Annotated in this window: 15 protein-coding genes and 1 tRNA gene; 11 read left to right on the top strand and 5 right to left on the bottom strand. The window is 64.1% G+C overall.

Features of this window, described 5'->3' with window-relative positions; all coding sequences use genetic code 11:
• Positions 1 to 5 precede the first annotated feature (5 nt).
• The 6 genes from FD678_RS19555 (at position 6) to FD678_RS19535 (ending at position 5,448) form a co-directional block, all read left to right on the top strand.
• Positions 6 to 908 carry a hypothetical protein gene (locus tag FD678_RS19555; protein ID WP_140727918.1) on the top strand — a complete coding sequence of 301 codons (903 nt, stop codon included), beginning with the start codon at positions 6 to 8 and terminating at the stop codon, positions 906 to 908.
• A gap of 798 nt (positions 909 to 1,706) precedes the next feature.
• Positions 1,707 to 2,390 (top strand): hypothetical protein, encoded by a 684-nt coding sequence (locus FD678_RS19550; protein ID WP_218569871.1) that lies wholly within the window; start codon positions 1,707 to 1,709, stop codon positions 2,388 to 2,390.
• Entirely contained in the window at positions 2,387 to 2,668 is a 282-nt protein-coding gene (locus FD678_RS20490) for a hypothetical protein (protein WP_218569870.1), read from the top strand. The genes FD678_RS19550 and FD678_RS20490 overlap by 4 nt, the downstream gene beginning before the upstream one ends.
• Positions 2,669 to 2,702: 34 nt before the next feature.
• Positions 2,703 to 3,275, top strand: coding sequence for a putative type VI secretion system effector (locus FD678_RS19545; protein ID WP_140727917.1), 573 nt, complete (start codon positions 2,703 to 2,705; stop codon positions 3,273 to 3,275).
• Positions 3,276 to 3,429: 154 nt separating this feature from the next.
• A complete protein-coding gene (locus tag FD678_RS19540; protein ID WP_140727916.1) occupies positions 3,430 to 4,380 on the top strand; it encodes a DUF6708 domain-containing protein in 951 nt (316 codons plus the stop codon).
• Between the two features lie 96 nt (positions 4,381 to 4,476).
• The gene (locus FD678_RS19535) at positions 4,477 to 5,448 is read left to right on the top strand and encodes a DUF6708 domain-containing protein (protein ID WP_140727915.1); all 972 of its coding nucleotides are present in this window, start codon (positions 4,477 to 4,479) and stop codon (positions 5,446 to 5,448) included.
• Positions 5,449 to 5,573: 125 nt separating this feature from the next.
• Here FD678_RS19535 and bioB read toward each other — a convergent pair whose 3' ends face one another.
• Positions 5,574 to 6,608 carry a biotin synthase BioB gene (gene bioB / locus FD678_RS19530; protein ID WP_140727914.1) on the bottom strand — a complete coding sequence of 345 codons (1,035 nt, stop codon included), beginning with the start codon at positions 6,606 to 6,608 and terminating at the stop codon, positions 5,574 to 5,576.
• A gap of 55 nt (positions 6,609 to 6,663) precedes the next feature.
• Between bioB and FD678_RS19525 the strand changes: the two genes are divergently transcribed.
• Complete coding sequence (locus FD678_RS19525; RefSeq protein WP_140727913.1) at positions 6,664 to 7,386, top strand: ComF family protein; 723 nt, start codon at positions 6,664 to 6,666, stop codon at positions 7,384 to 7,386.
• A gap of 129 nt (positions 7,387 to 7,515) precedes the next feature.
• Here FD678_RS19525 and ubiA read toward each other — a convergent pair whose 3' ends face one another.
• A complete protein-coding gene (gene ubiA, locus FD678_RS19520; protein ID WP_140727912.1) occupies positions 7,516 to 8,418 on the bottom strand; it encodes a 4-hydroxybenzoate octaprenyltransferase in 903 nt (300 codons plus the stop codon).
• Positions 8,419 to 8,559: 141 nt separating this feature from the next.
• Here ubiA and FD678_RS19515 point away from each other — a divergent pair.
• The 3 genes from FD678_RS19515 to FD678_RS19505 all read left to right on the top strand — a co-directional run bounded on the left by FD678_RS19515 (position 8,560) and on the right by FD678_RS19505 (position 11,856).
• Positions 8,560 to 8,636: transfer RNA gene (locus tag FD678_RS19515), tRNA-Arg, on the top strand.
• Between the two features lie 474 nt (positions 8,637 to 9,110).
• Positions 9,111 to 9,359 carry a hypothetical protein gene (locus FD678_RS19510; RefSeq protein ID WP_140727911.1) on the top strand — a complete coding sequence of 83 codons (249 nt, stop codon included), beginning with the start codon at positions 9,111 to 9,113 and terminating at the stop codon, positions 9,357 to 9,359.
• A gap of 112 nt (positions 9,360 to 9,471) precedes the next feature.
• Positions 9,472 to 11,856, top strand: coding sequence for a DUF3772 domain-containing protein (locus FD678_RS19505; RefSeq protein ID WP_140727910.1), 2,385 nt, complete (start codon positions 9,472 to 9,474; stop codon positions 11,854 to 11,856).
• A gap of 349 nt (positions 11,857 to 12,205) precedes the next feature.
• On the opposite strand, the gene FD678_RS20340 is transcribed toward FD678_RS19505, so the two are convergent.
• From FD678_RS20340 to FD678_RS19495, 3 genes are all read right to left on the bottom strand, one after another.
• Positions 12,206 to 12,364 carry a hypothetical protein gene (locus tag FD678_RS20340; protein WP_177497926.1) on the bottom strand — a complete coding sequence of 53 codons (159 nt, stop codon included), beginning with the start codon at positions 12,362 to 12,364 and terminating at the stop codon, positions 12,206 to 12,208.
• 361 nt (positions 12,365 to 12,725) lie between these two features.
• A complete protein-coding gene (locus tag FD678_RS19500) occupies positions 12,726 to 14,840 on the bottom strand; it encodes a phosphoglycerol transferase I (RefSeq protein WP_140727909.1) in 2,115 nt (704 codons plus the stop codon).
• Positions 14,841 to 15,036: 196 nt separating this feature from the next.
• Positions 15,037 to 16,737: an ABC1 kinase family protein gene (locus FD678_RS19495; protein ID WP_218569869.1), complete on the bottom strand. Its 1,701-nt coding sequence runs from the start codon at positions 16,735 to 16,737 to the stop codon at positions 15,037 to 15,039.
• Positions 16,738 to 16,875: 138 nt separating this feature from the next.
• Between FD678_RS19495 and FD678_RS19490 the strand changes: the two genes are divergently transcribed.
• A complete protein-coding gene (locus tag FD678_RS19490; protein WP_140727908.1) occupies positions 16,876 to 17,796 on the top strand; it encodes a DUF808 domain-containing protein in 921 nt (306 codons plus the stop codon).
• Positions 17,797 to 18,377: the final 581 nt, after the last annotated feature.

The following is an 18,377-nucleotide window of genomic DNA, read 5'->3' as shown; positions in this document are numbered from 1 at the left end:
GAATGATGAGCGAGATCAAGAACCCTGCATATCGCGTCTTGTTGCCAGAATGGGAAGGTGACGAACCATGGTTTGAACTGACTCCGCAGCAACGTAAGACTATTCTTGGCGGCTCGCCACATCGCGTTGCACCAATGGACAAGACTCAGCCTGTACATGAGAGGGCGAGTACCTGCGAATCGTTACTGACGGTGTACCCAGACGCGATCAGCATTGGCGGAGTTATGGGCGCGAGCGTGGAGCGGGGAGATGTTGGCTTTGGTGGATTGTTGCTGGCGGCATTTTCCTTATTTCTCTTGGGCGCCGGAATTTTTAAAACAGGAGTTGACGAGCTGTTTACTTGGACGGTTATATTTCCAATGGGTTTCATTGTTTTTATGATGTCATTTAATCTAATTAAATTGGCATATTTACTTCCAAAAGATCAACCTATTTTAATTGATAGAAAATCTCGTAAGGTAGTTTTTTCGCAAGTGCGGTTTCATTCTTTTTGGAAGTTCTGGGTGATGCCTGGATTCAGTTCACCGGTTACAGTGCCTTGGGATTCAATACAAGTACGCAGCTACAAATTCGTACAGTACATGGGTTCGACTCTGCGTGATTCATATCGGCTGGAACTTTGGGCGCCAACTCCAGATAATCCGAGGAACTTGCTGGTCAAGGAGCCGATTGGCTACTTGGGGTGGTACGAAGACGAAAAGCTCTGGCAGCTATATGAGCATATCCGCCGTTACATGGAGGAAGGCGGCCCCGCGATCCAGCATGGAGAGAAGCTGCGTAAGCCACGTAAAGGGCGCGATCTGCCTGCCTTCCCCGAGGCGGTGCTGACTACCTTGGGTGGCCCGGCGTTGAGCGACGAGGAGGTGGAGCGACTGGCCGAAATCACACCGCCTCAGGCAATAATTTGACAGGGCAGGATAGGGGGCATGAGCGAAGTCGGAAATTCCGGCTATCAATCTTGCTGGCGGAGTAGAGGGACGGTGGGCCTTGGTTCGAGCTGACTCCACAGCAGCACAGGACCATTCTGGGAGGGGGCTGTACCGCAGCCTCAGTGGATGAGCGCGAATGACGAAGTGATCGGAACGACTGGCTCCATGCCGTCTCGTTACTTTGTCAGCACCATGTAGAAGCCGCTGAACATGAAGGCGAAAGCAAGAATGATAGGGCTTATGGCCAGTAGCCGTTTCGATGGGGATTCCCAGCCCCGACACCGAGCGAGATAGTGATAGACCCATCTGGTGAAGAATATAATTACGATCGTTGTGATGATGATTCGGATGAGCTTGGTCGGTGTATATGGCATATTCTTGGGGGGCCATTCCAGGGTTTATTGGCTCATCGATTTTAATTCAATTTTTGCGATTTTGAATTGTTCAATCGCTCGCTCCACTGTACTACGCACGACTTGTGGAGTCCCGAGTTGGCGCTATCGGCTGAAGGATCTTGCGATCAAAGATTGACGCTTGATCAACCTGGGAGAGACCACCGGAGCGCGTTTGAGTCGCTGATTGAGTTCGCTGGATTAGAGCGTGTTATGAACTTTGATCCGGCTCGGCTATCGTAAGCGCTGTATAGCAGCGGAAATCGTTGTGGTCATAGGATTAGACTTCCCCTTGCCCTGATCATGAACATTGACCTGCCACTCATCGTCTGGTTGCAAGCAGCACAGTGGCATAGACACAACCTACCAAGAAGGCGATGTGAGCATGTCAACACCTTTGATCCCACAGGAGATTTATCTACTCGAACGCTACAGCTCACTGGAATACTTTGGGTTGATGCGGGATGCATGGGAAACAATGGTCAAACATTGTGATGAATGTTTGGGCAGGTTCATGCGAAATTTGCCAGCCGACTATCGCAACCGCCCGCAGCCGTTGCAACCAGATATCGTTTGGGGAGAGCTGGTCATCAGGAACTTCCGGGATACGATGCTGGGTCTGTTCGATGCCTACATCAGACTTTCCCATGGTGATGCCAGCGCGCTTAATGCGGCACATCGGGTGGTCAACGACGTGCGGGGGCAACGAGAGTTCTCGACGGCATGGTTCGACGAAGTCGAGGTGAGGGGGGGAGATAAATATTACGAGTTGCTGTACTACGCAGATCGGCTTGCCGATCCCATCTGGAGGACGGCTGGCGCGTACTGGAATAAGGGCGCCTTGACGGTCCGATACAATGCCGACTCTCGTGGCCCGTTACCCGATCTCAAGCAGTGGCCGAAGTACCGCCTGAACACGGAGATCACGGTCATGACCGATGACCCGGTCCCACATACGGGGATCTATCTGCCCTTAATCGAGGATAGTTGCGCGCAATTCCTTATCGTGGGCGAGCCCGCGGACAAGGCCAACGTCGGCTACGATCCTGGGACCATGCAGAGAGAGTGAGCCGCGAACCCACGCAATGGGTTCTGGTAGAGCGCGTGCCCGGCGAGTTTGTGGATGATCCACTGGCTGACCTGCTTCAGGACGCGGCTGCCTCGTCGCGAGTCGGGCGCGTGCCTGCCGGCAATCCGTGCCCGCAAAGCGGTTGGTGGTACACGCCCGCCAAGCTCGGCTCCTGCCGTTACTTCAGGCAGGGCGAGGTGTTTCCGAGGATCGAAGATAGTGACTACGGCGATACGTTCTGGCTGTGGTCACAGGATCAGACCTCACCTTCGCCGTGATCCAAGACCGTTGATTGGCCGATGGCCGCGACTGATGACGAAAATTGGTAAGCCAGATACTCTGCTACTCAGCGGCACGATCCGTAACCTGAAGGTGGAGAACATCACGGCCGAAGTGTTTTTTCGTGCGGGTGATCGCGAGGGCATGGCGGCTACCGGCACGCTGGCCGCCGCGATGGGGCTCAGTGGCATGGCTGCAGGCATGACGGCAATGTCCGTGGAGGAAATGAGTGAGCCAGTAACCAAGGCAAGCTTTGACCTAGACGGCAAGCATGTGGACGCGTTGCTGTGGAATTGGCCGTTCAAGGAGGGAGATGAAATACAGGTCGTGGCCGAGCCAACAAATGATGGCCGCTATACTGGATTTGCAGTATTGGATCCGAAGGAGCGAATCATTGTGCTTTATCCGCATGTCTCGACAGGAAGCAAGGCCCATTGGAAGAGCGTGTTGAAAATTTCGCTGTTGTCGGGAGGGATAGGGGTATTTATCGCCCTTATTATCCTCGCCGCACTCGAGACCTTAATGGGCGGTAACGCATTTGATAATCCATTTTCTACTTGTCAAATTATTTTCTTTGGTTGGCATTATTCTGTTCATCGGCTATAGGATTGGCCGTCGTTTTAAGCCCTTCACGATAATAGCTAATTCCATTTTTTTATCTTGGGTTAGCAAGATGTGCTCGTCTGAAGTTGGATTATTGGCTGGATTATGCTGATGAAAGTGCGTTGGTCAGCTTTGAACTGACAGATGAAGATTGATGATGACAAAAAATAGTTCGAAATGGATACCAGGGCATCCGCATTGGTATGAGGATCTTCCGAAAGGTGGAGCGTCTGCTGGTGTGCCTAAACTGGTACATGATGACGTTAATGCAATGAATGACGTTTATTTGGAGCTATCTAGAACATCCACATTAATGCGTGGACTTGGATTATTGTTTTCGGCACTTGGTTTTTCTTTTCTCGTGTTTGCTCTTTACATGTACAGTGGGTTTTTTCCATTGGAGTCGGATGTAATTATCCCATTCATCCTGTGCTCCTTAATGATGGTCGGATTTTCTTGGGTAATTATATATCTTGCGAGAGTGGATTTGAATATTTCTCAAGATCGCCCAGTTCGTTTTAATCGGATTAGCCGGAAGGTTTACGTATACGAGCATAATTCACATTGGAATATTTTCTCTAGGTACCCAGTTTCTATCAAGGTCTTCGATTGGGACACATTGCATGCGGAAATACACCGGCAGGCCGGATACAGTGGTAAGGCATACATACAGCGATTCTCGTTATGGTTGGTGAGTTGCAAACAGGGTACGAATGAAGTCGTGGATCGTTTTGAACTTAAAGGAAATATGCCAACAACAGCGGAGCTATATAATACGTGGGCGTATTGCCAGGCCTATATGAAATGCGGAATTAACGAGGTTCCACAGTATGCGCCACGCCCACAGGGAATTTCGTTCCGGCGTAGCCTATTCGAGCACATCCGATTTCTCGACCCGACGGAGGAAGGGCGCAAAGTACGTTCGCGTATGAGTATATGGGACTGGCTGGTAAATATTCCGATCTTTGTGGCAGGATTCTGGTTGTTTATTCCTTCTGGAATCGGTCACTATATCGCGATGCGTGTTGCGCCCGAGGTCAGATGGCCGATGGAGATTGACGCTGAGTCGCGTGGCAACCGGAAGGTTGGGATGGTTGCGGACTCTTAGCAAGAATCTTGTCCTGCCTAGGCGGGGCTGGCCATTGGTGGGATGAGAGATGTCATGGGGCGAGATGTATGCATTAGCAACCGACAGGAACAAGCGATGTTCACGGGGTGGCTTGAGCCGTTCGATACCCAGCGTCCATTGACGCAGCAGGAGCGGAAGGCCGCGTTGACCAGTGCCGATGTGCGGTGTGCAGGGCTGGATGAGCAGTTAAGCCTGGTCAAGCTCAACGGCACGTTCGCAGAGTTCATTGATCGCGCTTTTCGCATGCGTGGAAGCGTGGTGACCCTTTTTGCGCTGGCCTGTTCGTCAATAATCGTTGGCGCTTTTATGTATGTCGTCAGCGTGGTGTGGGGGCTCAACAGGCAGGGGCTGCATAGTGCCGGCACGTTGCTTACGATGGTTTCAATAATGACAGCGGTGTTTGCCCTCATCCTGACCAGTTTGTGGCGCCGTGGTCTGGGGCGTGAGCTGTTTGCGTACGTCTATTATCCGGTGCGGTTCGACCGTGTCCGGAAGCAGGTGCATGTGTTTCGCCATAATGGCAAGGGTGGGGTGCTTTCTGTGCCGTTCGACGAGGTGTACTGGTTCATCGGCCGTGGCGAGCGCATGGACTTTCTGTACGACTTGCGGGGTGCGGTGCTAGAAGGAGACCGCATCGTGCATATGTTCGCGGTGGGTCAGTATTTCGAAGCTAATGGCGAGGAGCGGGTGCGCTCGCTGTGGTCGTTCATCTGCACCTACATGCAGGGGGGGGCGGACGCGCTGGCCGCGTGTGGTGTGGCCCCCAGAATCGATCTGTCGGTCCGGCCCAGCTGGCGGAATTGCTGGCGCTGGAAGATGCTGATGCTGGGCGAGGGAGCAGCGCGATTGCGCTACGTTCTGGCTCCCTTTTATTACACAGTGCTGACGATCATGACGGCTTGGCGCTGGCTGATTTTCAAGACCTGTCGAATGCCGCATTGGCCCGCGGAATTGTTCGATGCAACCAATGAGACGGGCGAAAGATCGCGCTGGCCCGAGCCGATGCTGATCGGTGGCGACGAACCAGCGCCGAATGGACATTTGTGAGGTCGATCCACGTCAGTCGTGGCGATGTGCAGCTCCATCGTGGCATCACGATGATGCGCTGTCCGGCGTGATCATGGGCACATGGAGCGTCGGAATCCATGCGATTCCACGAACCAAGGCGCCGGCTAAGCTGCCTTTCCGCACTCCGTCGGACAGGTAATATCCGCATGCACGGTGCCGGGATGATCGTGGTGATCCGCGTCGACGGTCACCTGCATGGGGCGCAGGCCCAGGCGCTGGAACAGGGCCATGTCGCGTTCGGTGTCGGGGTTGCCGGTGGTCAGCAGCTTTTCCCCGTAGAAGATCGAGTTGGCGCCGGCCAGGAAGCACAAGGCTTGCAGTTCGTCGCTCATCGTTTCGCGGCCGGCCGAGAGGCGGACCATCGACTTGGGCATCGCGATGCGGGCGACGGCGATCATGCGCACGAACTCGAACGGATCCAGTTCGGCGGTGCCGTGCAGTGGGGTGCCGGCGACCTGTACGAGGCGGTTGATCGGCACCGAATCGGGATGTGCGGGGAGGTTGGCCAGCGCCAGCAGCAGGCCGACGCGGTGTTCGCGCGTCTCGCCCATGCCGACGATGCCGCCGCAGCAGGTCTTCAGGCCGGCCTCGCGCACGTGTCCGAGCGTGTCCAGGCGGTCCTGGTACTGGCGGGTGTGGATGATCGAGTCGTAGAAGTCCGGCGAGGTGTCGAGGTTGTGGTTGTAGTAGTCCAGGCCGGCATCCTTGAGCGCCTGGGCCTGCCCGGCCGTGAGCATGCCCAGGGTGGCGCAGGTCTCCAGGCCTAGCGACTTCACTTCGGCGATCATCGCCGCCACCTTGGGGATGTCGCGATCCTTGGGCGAGCGCCAGGCGGCGCCCATGCAGAAGCGCGAGGCGCCGGCGGCCTTGGCCTGGCGGGCCTTGGCGACCACGGCTTCGGTGTCCATCAGTTTCTGCGCGTCGACGCCGGTGGCGTAACGCTGGGCCTGCGGGCAGTAGGCGCAATCCTCGGGACAGCCGCCGGTCTTCACCGACAGGAGCGTGGAAACCTGCACTTCGGCCGGGTCGAAGTGTTCGCGATGCACCGCCGCGGCGCGGAACAGCAGTTCGGTCAGGGGCAGGTCGAACAGCGCATGCAGTTCCTGGGCTTGCCAGTCGTGGCGGATGACAGCGGACATCGGGGTTTCCTGACAGAAAGCGGCTCGGAAGCGCGGCAGTCTGGTGGGCACGGGAATGTCTGTCAACCTGGCGGAGGTGTGGTTGGTTTACGGTTGGCTCGCTCGCCGGATCGCGGCCTGGATGCCGACGCATTGCCTGGTCTGCGGCGAGGCCGGCATGGCAGGGCAGGACGCCTGTGCGGCCTGCCTGGCCGCGATGCCTTGGCTGCAGGCCGCCTGCCCGCGCTGTGCGTTGCCGCTGGGACCGGCGGAGCAGGGGACGACCGCGTGCGGCGGCTGCCAACGCGCGCCGCCGCCGTTGGAGGCCACGACGGCGGCGTTCCTTTATGGCTGGCCGGTCGATGGCCTGCTGCGGCGCTTCAAGTTCCACCAGGATCTCGCGGCCGGGCGATTGCTGGCGCAGTTGCTGGCCGAGCGCTGCCGGCAGGCGCCGCGGCCGCAAGCCCTGGTGCCGTTGAGCCTGCATGTGGCCCGGTTGCGCCAGCGCGGTTACGACCAGGCGCTGGAACTGGCGCGGCCATTGGGGCGTGCGCTCGACCTGCCCTGCGTGCCGGCGCTGGTGCGGATCCGCGCGACGCGGCCGCAATCGGAACTGGGTTCCGGCGCACGCGCGCGCAACGTGCGCGGCGCGTTCGGGGTGCAGGCGGCGCTGCCGGACCACGTGGCGCTGGTGGACGATGTGATGACGACCGGCGCCACCTTGCATGCGGCTGCGCGCGCGCTGCGCAAGGCGGGTGTGCAGCGCGTGGATGCCTGGGTCTGTGCGCGGGTGCCGTGATCGGATCGGGGCGGTTTCATCCGCGTTCGATGCCTTGCCGGTGCGGCCTGGTCGGGACCGATGTCCTTCCTGCAAGAGCGCGGCTCCTGCGGCCGGGGCCGTTGCGGCTTCGGTCGAACGGGGGCGGCGTCAGGCCGTCGCGAGTGCCACGGCGATACCGGCAAACAGCGCGGCACCGACCCAGTTGTTGTGCAGGAAGGCGCGGAAGCAGGGGCCGCGTTCGCGCCGGCGGGCAATGACGAACTCGTAGGCCACCAGGGCGATCGCGACCAGCAGGCCGATCCAGAAGTACAGGTTGAGCTGCATGCGCTGGCCGACCAGCGCCACGGCCGCGAACGTCAACGCGTAGAGCACGCCCTGCGCGACCAGGTCCAGGTCGCCGAACAGGATGGCCGTGGACTTGGAGCCCATCTTGATGTCGTCGTCGCGGTCGACCATCGCGTACCAGGTGTCGTAAGCGGTGGACCACAGGATGTTGGCCAGGTACAACAGCCAGCCGACCACCGGCACCTCGCCCTGTACCGCGGCGAACGCCATCGGGATGCCCCAGCCGAACGCCATGCCTAGGTAGACCTGGGGCAGGTACGTGTAGCGCTTGAGATACGGATAGGTGGCGGCGAGGAACAGGCCGACCACGCTCAACAGCACGGTGAGCCGGTTCAGCGTGAGCACCAGCCCGAACGCGACCAGCATCAATACCGCGAACACCACCAGCGCCTCGCGCCCGGACACCGCGCCGGTCGCCAGGGGGCGCTGCCGGGTGCGCTCGACGTGCGGATCGAGCCAGCGGTCGGCGTAGTCGTTGATCACGCAGCCGGCCGAACGGGTGAGCCAGACGCCGGCGGTGAACACGAACAGCGTCCAGAGCGATGGCACGCCGCCGGAGGCCAGCCAAAGCGCCCACCAGGTGGGCCACAGCAACAGCAGGCTGCCGATGGGGCGGTCGCCGCGGACCAGCTTCCAGTAGAGCCCGAGCCGGTCCCGCCAGTACGGTTGCGGCGGCGGAGCGGTTTCGAAACGTTCGTAAGCCATCGCGAAAGCGTAGCAGCCCATGCCCGAAGCGGCCACGGCGCGGCGGTCGAGGGCTCCATCGGGCACGGCGGGGTGCGCCGGGCGGCGGTTCGCTGGATGCATGGCCCGCGCGGGCCAGGTTCTGGCATAATGGCCGGCCACGCGCCCGTAGCTCAGCCGGATAGAGTAGTGGCTTCCGAAGCCATTGGTCGGGGGTTCGAATCCCTCCGGGCGCGCCATCGAAGTCCCTGCGGCACGAAAGAGGCCGGACGACCCGCGATACCCGGGAGTCCGGCTTTTTTGTTGGCTCGCGCCGGCCTCCATCGCGATGCGATGTTCCGCGGAGGCGGCCCGGGCGCGACGGGCCATCCCGAGATCCTGCGGGGGAGCCGCGCGGTTTCGGTCGCGGACATCGAGCGCGCGATCGCGCACCTGCACGCAGCGGTGACGCGCTGCGACATGGAGGCGCTGGCCAACTGTTTCCACGCGCAGCAGAAGTACCGCGCAGGCGCGGTGCTGCCGGCATCTTGGCCTCTCATGATCGGGATGCCGCACGGCTGCAGCCGTGCGCGTGCGAGTTCCTTTCCCGGGAGAAGCCTTCCTCCTGCGGAAGGAACTGCGGTCCCGGAGCGGATGCCCGTGGTGCCGCCGTCTCCCACAAAGCTCGGGCACCGCGTTAACCTGCATGCATCTTTCAGGTCGGAGGTATGGGCATGATCCAGCTGATCCTGTTGCATGGCGGCACGCGTTTCAGCCGCGAGCGACGCGAGGATGCGCCGGAACTGATCGATCACGAGGGCGTGAGCTATTCGTTGCGCGCGGGGCCGCGCACGCCGTTGCCGACCGACCGCGAATGGGAGCCGGTCGCGGTCTATGCGCCGGACGAGCTGAACGAGGAGGAGTTCCAGGCGCTGTACGCCGCGGTGCGCCCGCAGGTGCCGGAGTTCAACCTGCACTACTGAGCCGGGCGCGTCGTCGCGCCGTTCCGGCGGGCTGGCATATAGTGCGCGCCACGCGCGGTGGTCCGCGCTTCCCGACGTCCCGCCCGTGCCCCGCATCCGGTTCCGTTCTCTGTTGACCCGCCTTTTGTTGGGCTTGCTGCTGGGCCTGTGGCTGGCCGCCGCGCAGGCCCAGCCGGAGCCGTCGCAGGACGACCCGCAGGCGCTGCTCGATGGCGCGGGAAAGGCGCTCGACGACGTTCGCGCCAAGCTGGAGAACGGTGCCAAGGAGGACGACTTCGGCGAGCTCTCCGCGCGCACGCTGGCGGCGCAGCGCGATGCGCAGGCCGCTGCCCAGGCGATCGCGCCGCAGCTCGACCAGATCAAGGCGCGGCTGACCCAGCTCGGCCCGGTACCGGAAGGCGTCAAGGAAGCCCCCGATATCGCGCGGGAGCGCAAGGACCTGGCCAGCCAGCAGAGCGCGCTGGATTCGGCCCTGAAGCGCGCCAACCTGGTGGCCACCGAGGCGCAGCAGGCTCTCGACGACATCGAGCGCGCGCATGCGCAGCAGTTCGGCGAGCGCCTGTCCACGCGCGTGGCCTCGCCGTTGTCGCCGGCGTTGTGGAGCCAGCTGGCGCGGAACTTCCCGGACGACTGGGGCAAGCTGCTGCGGTTGTACGCGCAGGCGGTCCGCACCGGGCAGGACGCGGTGGCCGCGCGCGGCTACGGGCTGTTGATCACCGGCCTGGCGATCGCGCTGGTGCTGGTGTTGCCGCTGCGGCTGTTCCTGCGCCACCTGGGCCGTCGCTATGCGGCCTCGCGCGCGCCCGGCGGGCGACTGCGCCGGTCCGGCCTGGCGCTGTGGTTCCTGACCGTCGGCACGATGACGCTGGGCCTGGCCGCACTGGTGCTGGTGCAATGCCTGCATGCGATCGACGCGGTGCCGGAATCGCTGTCGGACATGGCCGACGCCTTCGTGGTGGCGAGCTTCATCGCCGCGTTCATCAGCTCGCTCAGCACCAGCCTGCTGATGCCGGAAACCCCGTCGTGGCGGCTGTTCCCGCTCGACGACGACATCGCGCGGCGGTTGCGCTGGTATTGCCATGCCACCGCGCTGCTGGCATGGGCCAGCACGCTGGCGCTGGAACTCAATCGCTCGGCCCGTACCGGCACCGCACTGACGGTGGCGATCGAAGGCGTGGCCGCGCTGCTGTACGTCGGCTTGATCCTGTCGGCGCTGTCGAGCCTGGCGCGTTCGTCGGCGGCGACGCAGGCCGGGACGGAAGGGAAGGAAGGGCCTGTGCCGGTCACCAGCCGCCGCAGCGGCGTGATCGTGCTGGTGCGCCTGCTCGGCCACCTGGTGGTGATCGCCGCGCTGGCCGCCGCTTTGTTCGGCTATCTCAATCTGGCGCTGCTGCTGGTCAGCCAGGTGATCTGGGTGGCGGTGGTGGTGGGTTTCGCCGGCCTGCTGATGGCCTTCGTGGACGACCTGGCGACATGGCTGTTCAAGCCGGACGGTCGTTTCAGCCGCGCGCTGTCGCATGCGCTGGGCGTGGGCAGCGGACGGCTGGAGCAGGCCGGCGTGCTGCTGTCGGCGGTGCTGCGAGTGGTGCTGGTGCTGGCCAGCCTGATGGCGCTGGTGGCGCCGTACGGGACCAACCTGGCGGTGTTCACCGGTTGGCTGGACGTGCTGGCGCACGGGCTGACGATCGGCGAGTTCACCTTGACCCCGGTCAAGCTCGGCCGGGCCGCGCTGGTGCTGGCGGTGGGCCTGTGGATCGTGCACATGGTGCAGCACTGGCTGGTGCACACCTACCTGCCGAAGACCGAGCTGGAAGCGGGCTCGCGCAATTCGGTGAGCACCGTGGCGCGCTACGTGGGGTGGGTGGCGGTGGGCCTGTGGACGCTCACGGCGCTGGGCGTGGGCGTGGGCCAGCTGGCCCTGGTGGTGAGCGCGCTGTCGGTGGGCATCGGCTTCGGCCTGCAGGCGATCACCCAGAACTTCATCTCGGGTTTGATCCTGCTGGCGGAACGGCCGGTGAAGATCGGCGACTGGGTGCGCATCGGCGACCAGGAGGGCGACGTGCGCAAGATCAACGTGCGCGCCACGGAGATCCAGGTCGGCGATCGCTCGACGCTGATCGTGCCGAACTCGGAGCTGATCACCAAGAGCGTGCGCAACATGACGCTGTCCAATCCGCTCGGGCGGGTGCAGCTGCAGTTCTCGGTGCCGCTGGGCGAGGACATGGAACGGGTGCGCTCGCTGCTGCTGGAGATCTATGCGGCGCACGAGCGGACATTGAGCGAGCCGGCACCGTCGGTGTTCATCGATTCGCTGGCCAACGGGATGGCGAACTTCAACAGTTTCGTCTACGTGGGCAGTCCGCGCGAGGCGTACGGGGTGCGCAGCCAGCTGTTCTTCGCGTTGTTGCGGCGGATGGCCGAGGAGGGGATCGCGTTGCAGTCGCCGCAGGACGTGCGGATCCATCGGGTTGACGATGGGGTGGTTGGGGAGAAGTGAGCTGGGTGGTGTGAGCGGTGCGAAGGGCTGCTGCTTGCGGGCCAGTCGTCCGCGCGGCGCTGGGCGCCATCGGGCCATGCCTGATGGCCGGGAGTCGGAGATCCAGCGTCTTTGACGTTATCTGTCCAGCCCACGCAATCTCACTGTTTTGCGGAATCTCTCTACCATCATCCCCCCGAAGGCGGGAGGCGCTTTTCGGCAGCTGAACGACTGATCATCCAGTAACTTCTTCGCCATCCATCCGATTTACGCCATCTCTCTATCGTCATCCCCGCGAAGGCGGGGATCCAGGGACGTTGCTTTTGCTTTGCTTTTTTTCAGGAAGCAATGGATTTCGCCTTGCGGCGAGTCACTTTTCTTTGCTTGTGCACGCGCGCTGCAGGAACAGCGCCGCACGGCGAAGCCGCCCGAAGGGCGCGGCACAGGGATGTGCCGCGTAAAGAAACGTAACCAAAAGAAGCGCTTCACAGCAGCCGAAGCGCTTCGCAACAGCCGAATGGCTGGTCATGGCTGATCAAGCACACCCCGCCTGCGCGCCCGCAGCTTTGCTGCGGGTCCGCGAAGCCAATGGGATTTTCGGACGCGGCATCCTGCCGCGGCCGAAAACGGCGCACTCGTCCGCTACGCGGACGAGCCCGGGGCATTCGCCGCGCGGCGAATGCCCGCCCGCCGGGGCGAAGCAGTGCTTCGCCTTTTCCGGCGAGCCCCTGTGCGCCGCCCTTCGGGTTTTCCCATTGTCTCCGCCGCTTCGGAGGGGCCGCGCCGCAGTGACATTCGTAGGCCATGGAGGTTGGCGCGCCGCCGCGCGAGGAGATGTTGCCCATCTCGTGCAACAGCAACAGAGCGCCGCTACTGTCCGCTTCCGGCCGTCACGACCGCTTGCCGCCCCGCGCGGTGCGTACCAGCGCCAGGGCCACGTCGTCGGGGGTCACGGCTTCGGTGTAGTCCAGCCAGGCGCGGATTTCCAGGTCGTCGACTTCGTGGTCCACGCCCAGCGGGATGCGGATGCGGCCGTCGGCGTCGGGCTGTACCCATTGCTGGGCGAGCACCACGTTGCGTCCCGAGGCGACCGCCTCGACCCAGAACGGCCGCGAAGGCAGGCGCTTGGCGTACATGTCGAGGACGTACTGGCCTGGCAGCGTCTTGCGGCTCTCGCGGGTGAGCATGATCGGCTGGCGCACGCGCGGGGGCGGGCCTTGCAGCTTGCCGTCCAGCGGCGCGTCCACCGCGATGCCCTGGCGGAGATCGGGGTCGCGGTAGAGCCTGATGCCGCCTTCGCGGTTGACCAGCAGCGCGCACCAGTCGCCGTCGGCCGAGCCGTCCTCGAAGGCGGTGCAGCGGTCCACGTAGGCGAAGGTGTTCTTGGGGCGCGCATTGTCGAACTTGCGCGAGGTGTTCTCCAGGTACACCGACTTCAGGTTCCACTTGCGGTCGTACTCCAGCAGCACCGGGGGCCTGACCTGCTGCACGCCGACCAGCACCTGGCCGCTGTCGTCGATGCGCAGCCTGTGGGTGTCGCCGCCGGTCCACAGCGTGCGCGCGAAGGCCAGGTAGCGCGGGTAATCCTTGCCGTGTTCGCGCATCGCGGCGGCGCTGGCGCTGGGCGCGGCGTGGTCCGCCAGCAGCGAGCGTCCGAAGCCGAGCGCCTGGAAACCCGGGTCCAGCAGCTGCAGCAGGGTCGCGCCGGAATCGAGCGTGCTGCCGGCCTTGGCGGCGATCTGCCGCGGCTCGATCCCCTCGCCCAGGAACAGCAGCAGGTTCTCGCGCTTCTCGCGGGCCAGCACGTCGCTGAGATCGTTCGGCATCGCCAGGTGGTCGGAGGCGATCACGATCAGCGTGTCCTTGCCGTAGGGACTGGAGCGCACGCGCTCGACGAACTCGCCGATCAGGCGATCGCTGCACTTGAGCGCGTCCAGCATGCCGATGCGGCCGAGGTCGCTGTCGTAGTGCTGGCCCTTGCACGCCAGCGGCAGGTGCCCGGCCGGATGGTGCGTGTCCATCGTCAGTGCGGTCAGCATGAACGGCTGGCCGGCGCGCGACAGGCGCTGGAAGCTGTCCCAGGCTTCCTCGAGCATCACGTCGTCGTGCGCGCCCCAGGCCGAGAAATGCTTTCGGGCGATGCCCTTCTGCTGGAAGTAGGCCACGTCGCGCACCACGTCGAAGCCGTGGCTGGCGAGGAACTGGCCCTTGCCGGCGAAGGCGGCGTTGGCGCCGCCGACGAACTCGTTGCGATAGCCCTGCGTGCGCAGGTAGTCGCCCAGGCACCGGGCCTCCGGGAGGAAGCGGCCCATGCGGTCCATGCTGTTCTCGTCGCCCGGCGCGGTGGTCAGGGGCACGCCGCACATCGAGGCGACCAGGCCGGCGATGGTCCAGCCGCTGCCGTCCGGGGAGGCGATGTCGCGGAAATCCAGGCCCTCGCCGGCCAGGCGCCGCAGGTTGGGCATCAGGCCCGGAAAGGTCTTCTCGTCGAAGTAGGTGCGCTCCAGGCTCTCGCCATAGATCCAGACGATGTTCCTGCGCTGCTGCAGCGGCCGCTGCGGCACTTCGTACTCCGGCGCGATGCGGGCGTAGTCGACCGGGCGCAGTTGGTACCACAGGCGCTTGCCGTCGGCGTAGAGCGGGCTGGCGACCAGGGCCGCCACGAACGCCATGGCGAATCCCGCCGAAGCGGCCGCGCCGAAGCGTCGCCAGCGCCACCGCTTCACCTTCACCAGCGCCAACGGCAGCAGCGAGAGCAGCGCCATCGCCAGGAACACCGCGATGTAGCCGCGGAAATCGCCGACGCCCGCGCCCTCCATGTCCGAGCGCAGGTGGTAGAGCGTGGCGGCGTTGATGCCGTCGCCGCTGAGCCGGTCGATCAGGCTCCACGCGCTCAACGCCAACAGCAGCAACGACAACAGGCCCGCCTTGATCCAGGCCGGCCGCGGCGAGGCGAGCAGCAACCAGAACAGCAACAGCAGCGACAGCGCGAGAATCCACGACATGGGGCCTGCTCCCGGTGAAAAGGGTGGCAAGCCCGCAATCCCGCAACACTCGCCAGGTCCATCGGCGCCAAGCACGATTGCATGACCGCCGTATGACGGAATATGCCGCGGCGAACCTGACTGAAATGTTTGTTGGCGCGTTGACACGGACGCAACAAATCGGCTTGCCCGTGCGGGCAAGCCGGACGGACCGGCCTCAGCGGTGGCCGCGCTCCTCGCGCGCCCGCGCGCGCCGGTCGAACAGCAGCGCGCTCCCCACCAGCCCGAGCCCCAGCGCCACCGCGAGCACGAACAGCACCAGCGCGAAGGCCGGATAGCCCCACAGCCTGAATCCGGTCTCGATCCGCATCATCTGGACGGACGCCAGGATCAGCGCGGCGGTGACCACGCCGGCGGCGATCCGGTTGGCGATCTTCTGCAGGTTCTCCATCAGGCGCGATTCCTCCAGCCCGGTCACCCGCATCTGCAGGCGGTTCTCGGCGAGCAGCGAGAGGATGTCGGTCACGCGGCGCGGGCCCTCGCGCAGCAACGCTTGCACCTCCATCGCCTCGCTGGCGAGGTTGGCGGCGGACAGGGACTTCTTCAGGCGCGCGCGCATGACGTGCTGCAGGTGCTTCTCGACGACCGAGCGGATGTCCAGCTCCGGCGAGAGCGCGCGGCAGACCGCTTCCAGGTTGAGCAGCGTCTTGCCGAGCAGGCTCAGCTCGGGCGGCGTGCGCAGCCCGGTCGCGGTGGCGATGCGCACCAGCTCGAGCACCACCTGGCCTTCGGTCGTGGCCGCGTGCGCGGCGTAGCGCGCGATCATCTGGCCGACCTCGCGCAGGTAGCGCTCTTCGTCGTAGTCCTCCAGCCGCGTGCTCAGCGCGATGGTCTCGTCGGCCACTTCCTCGCCGCGTCCGTCCACCGCGGCGAACAGCAGCTTGAGCAGGCGCTCGCGCAGGCGCGGCGGCACGTGCGCGACCATGCCCAGGTCGAAGATCGCCAGGCGCCCGTCGGGGGTGACGCGCAGGTTGCCCGGATGCGGATCGGCATGGATCTCGCCGTGCACGAACATCTGGTCGAGATAGCCGCGGATCAGCGCGCTGGCGAGCGGCGCCATCGGCTGCTCGGTGCGGCGCAAGCCGGAGATCGCGTCCACGCGCACGCCCTGCACGAACGCCAGCGTCAGCACGCGGCGGCTGGTGAAGTCCCAGACCGGCTGCGGGATCCACAGCTCCGGGAAGGGCAGCAGGTGCTGTCCGAAGCGCACCAGGTTCTCCGCCTCGATCTGGTAGTTGAGTTCGGCCAGCAGGGTCTTGGCGAACTCGCCCAGCCAGTCGCCGAAGTGCACGCGCCGGCCGATGCCGGTGAACCGGTCGGCGGCGCTGGCGAAGCTGCGCAGCACCTCCAGGTCCGAACGCACCTGCGCGGCGACCTCGGGTTTTTGCACCTTCACCGCGACCTCGATGCCGCTGCGCAGCACCGCGCGATGCACCTGCGCCAGCGAAGCGCTGCCGACCGGGCGTTCGTCGAACTCGACGAAGGCGCGGCTGACCGAGACGCCGAGTTCCTCCTCGAACGTGGCGCGGATGCGCTCGACCGGCACCGGCGCGAGCTGTTCCTGCATGCGCTCCAGCGCGGTGGCGAACTCCGGCGGCACGATGTCCGGGCGCGTGGACAGCATCTGCCCGAGCTTGACGAAGGTCGGCCCCAGCGCTTCCAGGTCGCGCACGAACTGCTCCGGCGTGCCGTCGGCCGGCACTTCGTGCTCGATCCCGGGTTCGAGCTTCATGCCGGAGAACACGCCGGAGTTCCGGTAGCGCAGCAGCAGGCGCAGGATCTGCGTGCGACGGCTCATCCCGCCGACGACGGCGCCGTGCTCGGCCCCGTTGCGGGGAAGGTCGGATGGTGCGGTCAAGATCGCCTCCACGGGGTGGAAGAGACAGGAGTGTGGCCGGGCGCCGGTGGTGGCGCGGTGAACTGGCGCGGCGGGGATGCCACGGGCGCGCGCGATCGGCGAGAATCCGGGCTGGATCCCCTCGAACGGAAGCCGCGCATGGCCGGTGCCAGCCTGTTGACCCTGCTTGACGATATCGCCACGTTGCTCGACGACGTCTCGGTGATGACCAAGGTCGCCGCGAAGAAGACCGCGGGCGTGCTCGGCGACGACCTGGCGCTGAACGCGCAGCAGGTCACCGGCGTGCGGGCCGACCGCGAACTGCCGGTGGTATGGGCGGTGGCCAAGGGTTCGCTGGTCAACAAGGCGATCCTGGTGCCGGCCGCGCTGGCGATCAGCGCCTGGCTGCCGGCGGCGATCCCGTGGCTGATGATGATCGGCGGCGCCTTCCTCTGTTACGAGGGCGTGGAGAAGCTGGCGCACAAGCTGCTGCACTCCAAGGAGGAGGACGAGCGGGCGCATGCCCGCCAGCGCCAGGCGCTGGCCGACGAGAGCGTGGACCTGGTCGCGCTGGAGAAGGACAAGATCAAGGGGGCGGTGCGCACCGACTTCATCCTGTCGGCGGAGATCATCGTGCTGTCGCTGGGGGTGATGACCGCGGGCACGCCGCAGCCGTTCCTGAACCAGGTGCTGGTGCTGGTGCTGATCGCGCTGGCGATGACCGTCGGCGTCTATGGATTGGTCGGCGGGATCGTGAAGCTGGACGACCTGGGCCTGTGGCTGTCGCGCAAGGGCGGGGCAGCGGCGGCGCTGGGGCGCGGCATCCTGGCGGCGGCGCCGTGGTTGATGAAGACGTTGTCGGTGGTGGGGACGCTGGCGATGTTCCTGGTCGGCGGCGGCATCCTGGTGCACAACATTCCGGTGGTGCACCACCTGGTGGAGGCCATCGCGCCGCCGGGGGCGGTCGGGGTGCTGGTCTCGAACCTGGGCAATCTGGTGGCGGGGCTGGTCGCGGGGACGATCGTGCTGGGGGGGGTGATGCTGGTGCAGAAGGTCCGGGGGCGTTCTGGGGAGCATTGAATCCGTGTTGTCGTCGTCCCCGCGAAGGCGGGGACGAAGGGCCGCTGCTTGCGAACCACTGGCTCGCGCGGCACGGAGCGCCATCGGGCTATGCCCGATGGCCGGGATCGAAGATCCGGCGTCTTTGTCTTTCACGCTATCAGTCCGTTCTCTGCCATCTATCTACCGTCATTCCCGCGAAGGCGGGAAGCGCTGTTCAGCAGCCGAACGGCTGATCATCCAGGGACTTTGCTTTTGGGGCCTTTGGCAATAAAGGCCAAAGCTTTCGCCTTACGGCGAGTCACTTTTCTTTGCTTGTGCACGCGCGCCGCAGGAGCCGCGCCGCACGGCGAAGCCGGCCCGAAGGGCGCGGCACAAGGATGTGCCGCGTAAAGAAAAGTAACCCAAAGAAGCGCTTCACAGCAGCCGAAGCGCTTTACAACAGCCGAATGGCTGGTCATGGCTGATCAAGCACACCCCGCCTGCGCGCCCGCAGCTTTGCTGCGGGTCCGCGGAGCCAATGGGATTTTCGGACGCGGCATCCTGCCGTGGCCGAAAACGGCGCACTCGTCCGCTACGCGGACGAGTCCGGGGCATTCGCC

It is taken from the genome of Pseudomonas sp. Hp2 (genome assembly GCF_006386585.1).
In the GTDB taxonomy this organism is placed as follows: domain Bacteria; phylum Pseudomonadota; class Gammaproteobacteria; order Xanthomonadales; family Xanthomonadaceae; genus Pseudomonas_S; species Pseudomonas_S boreopolis.
This window is presented reverse-complemented; position numbering and strand designations above follow the sequence as displayed.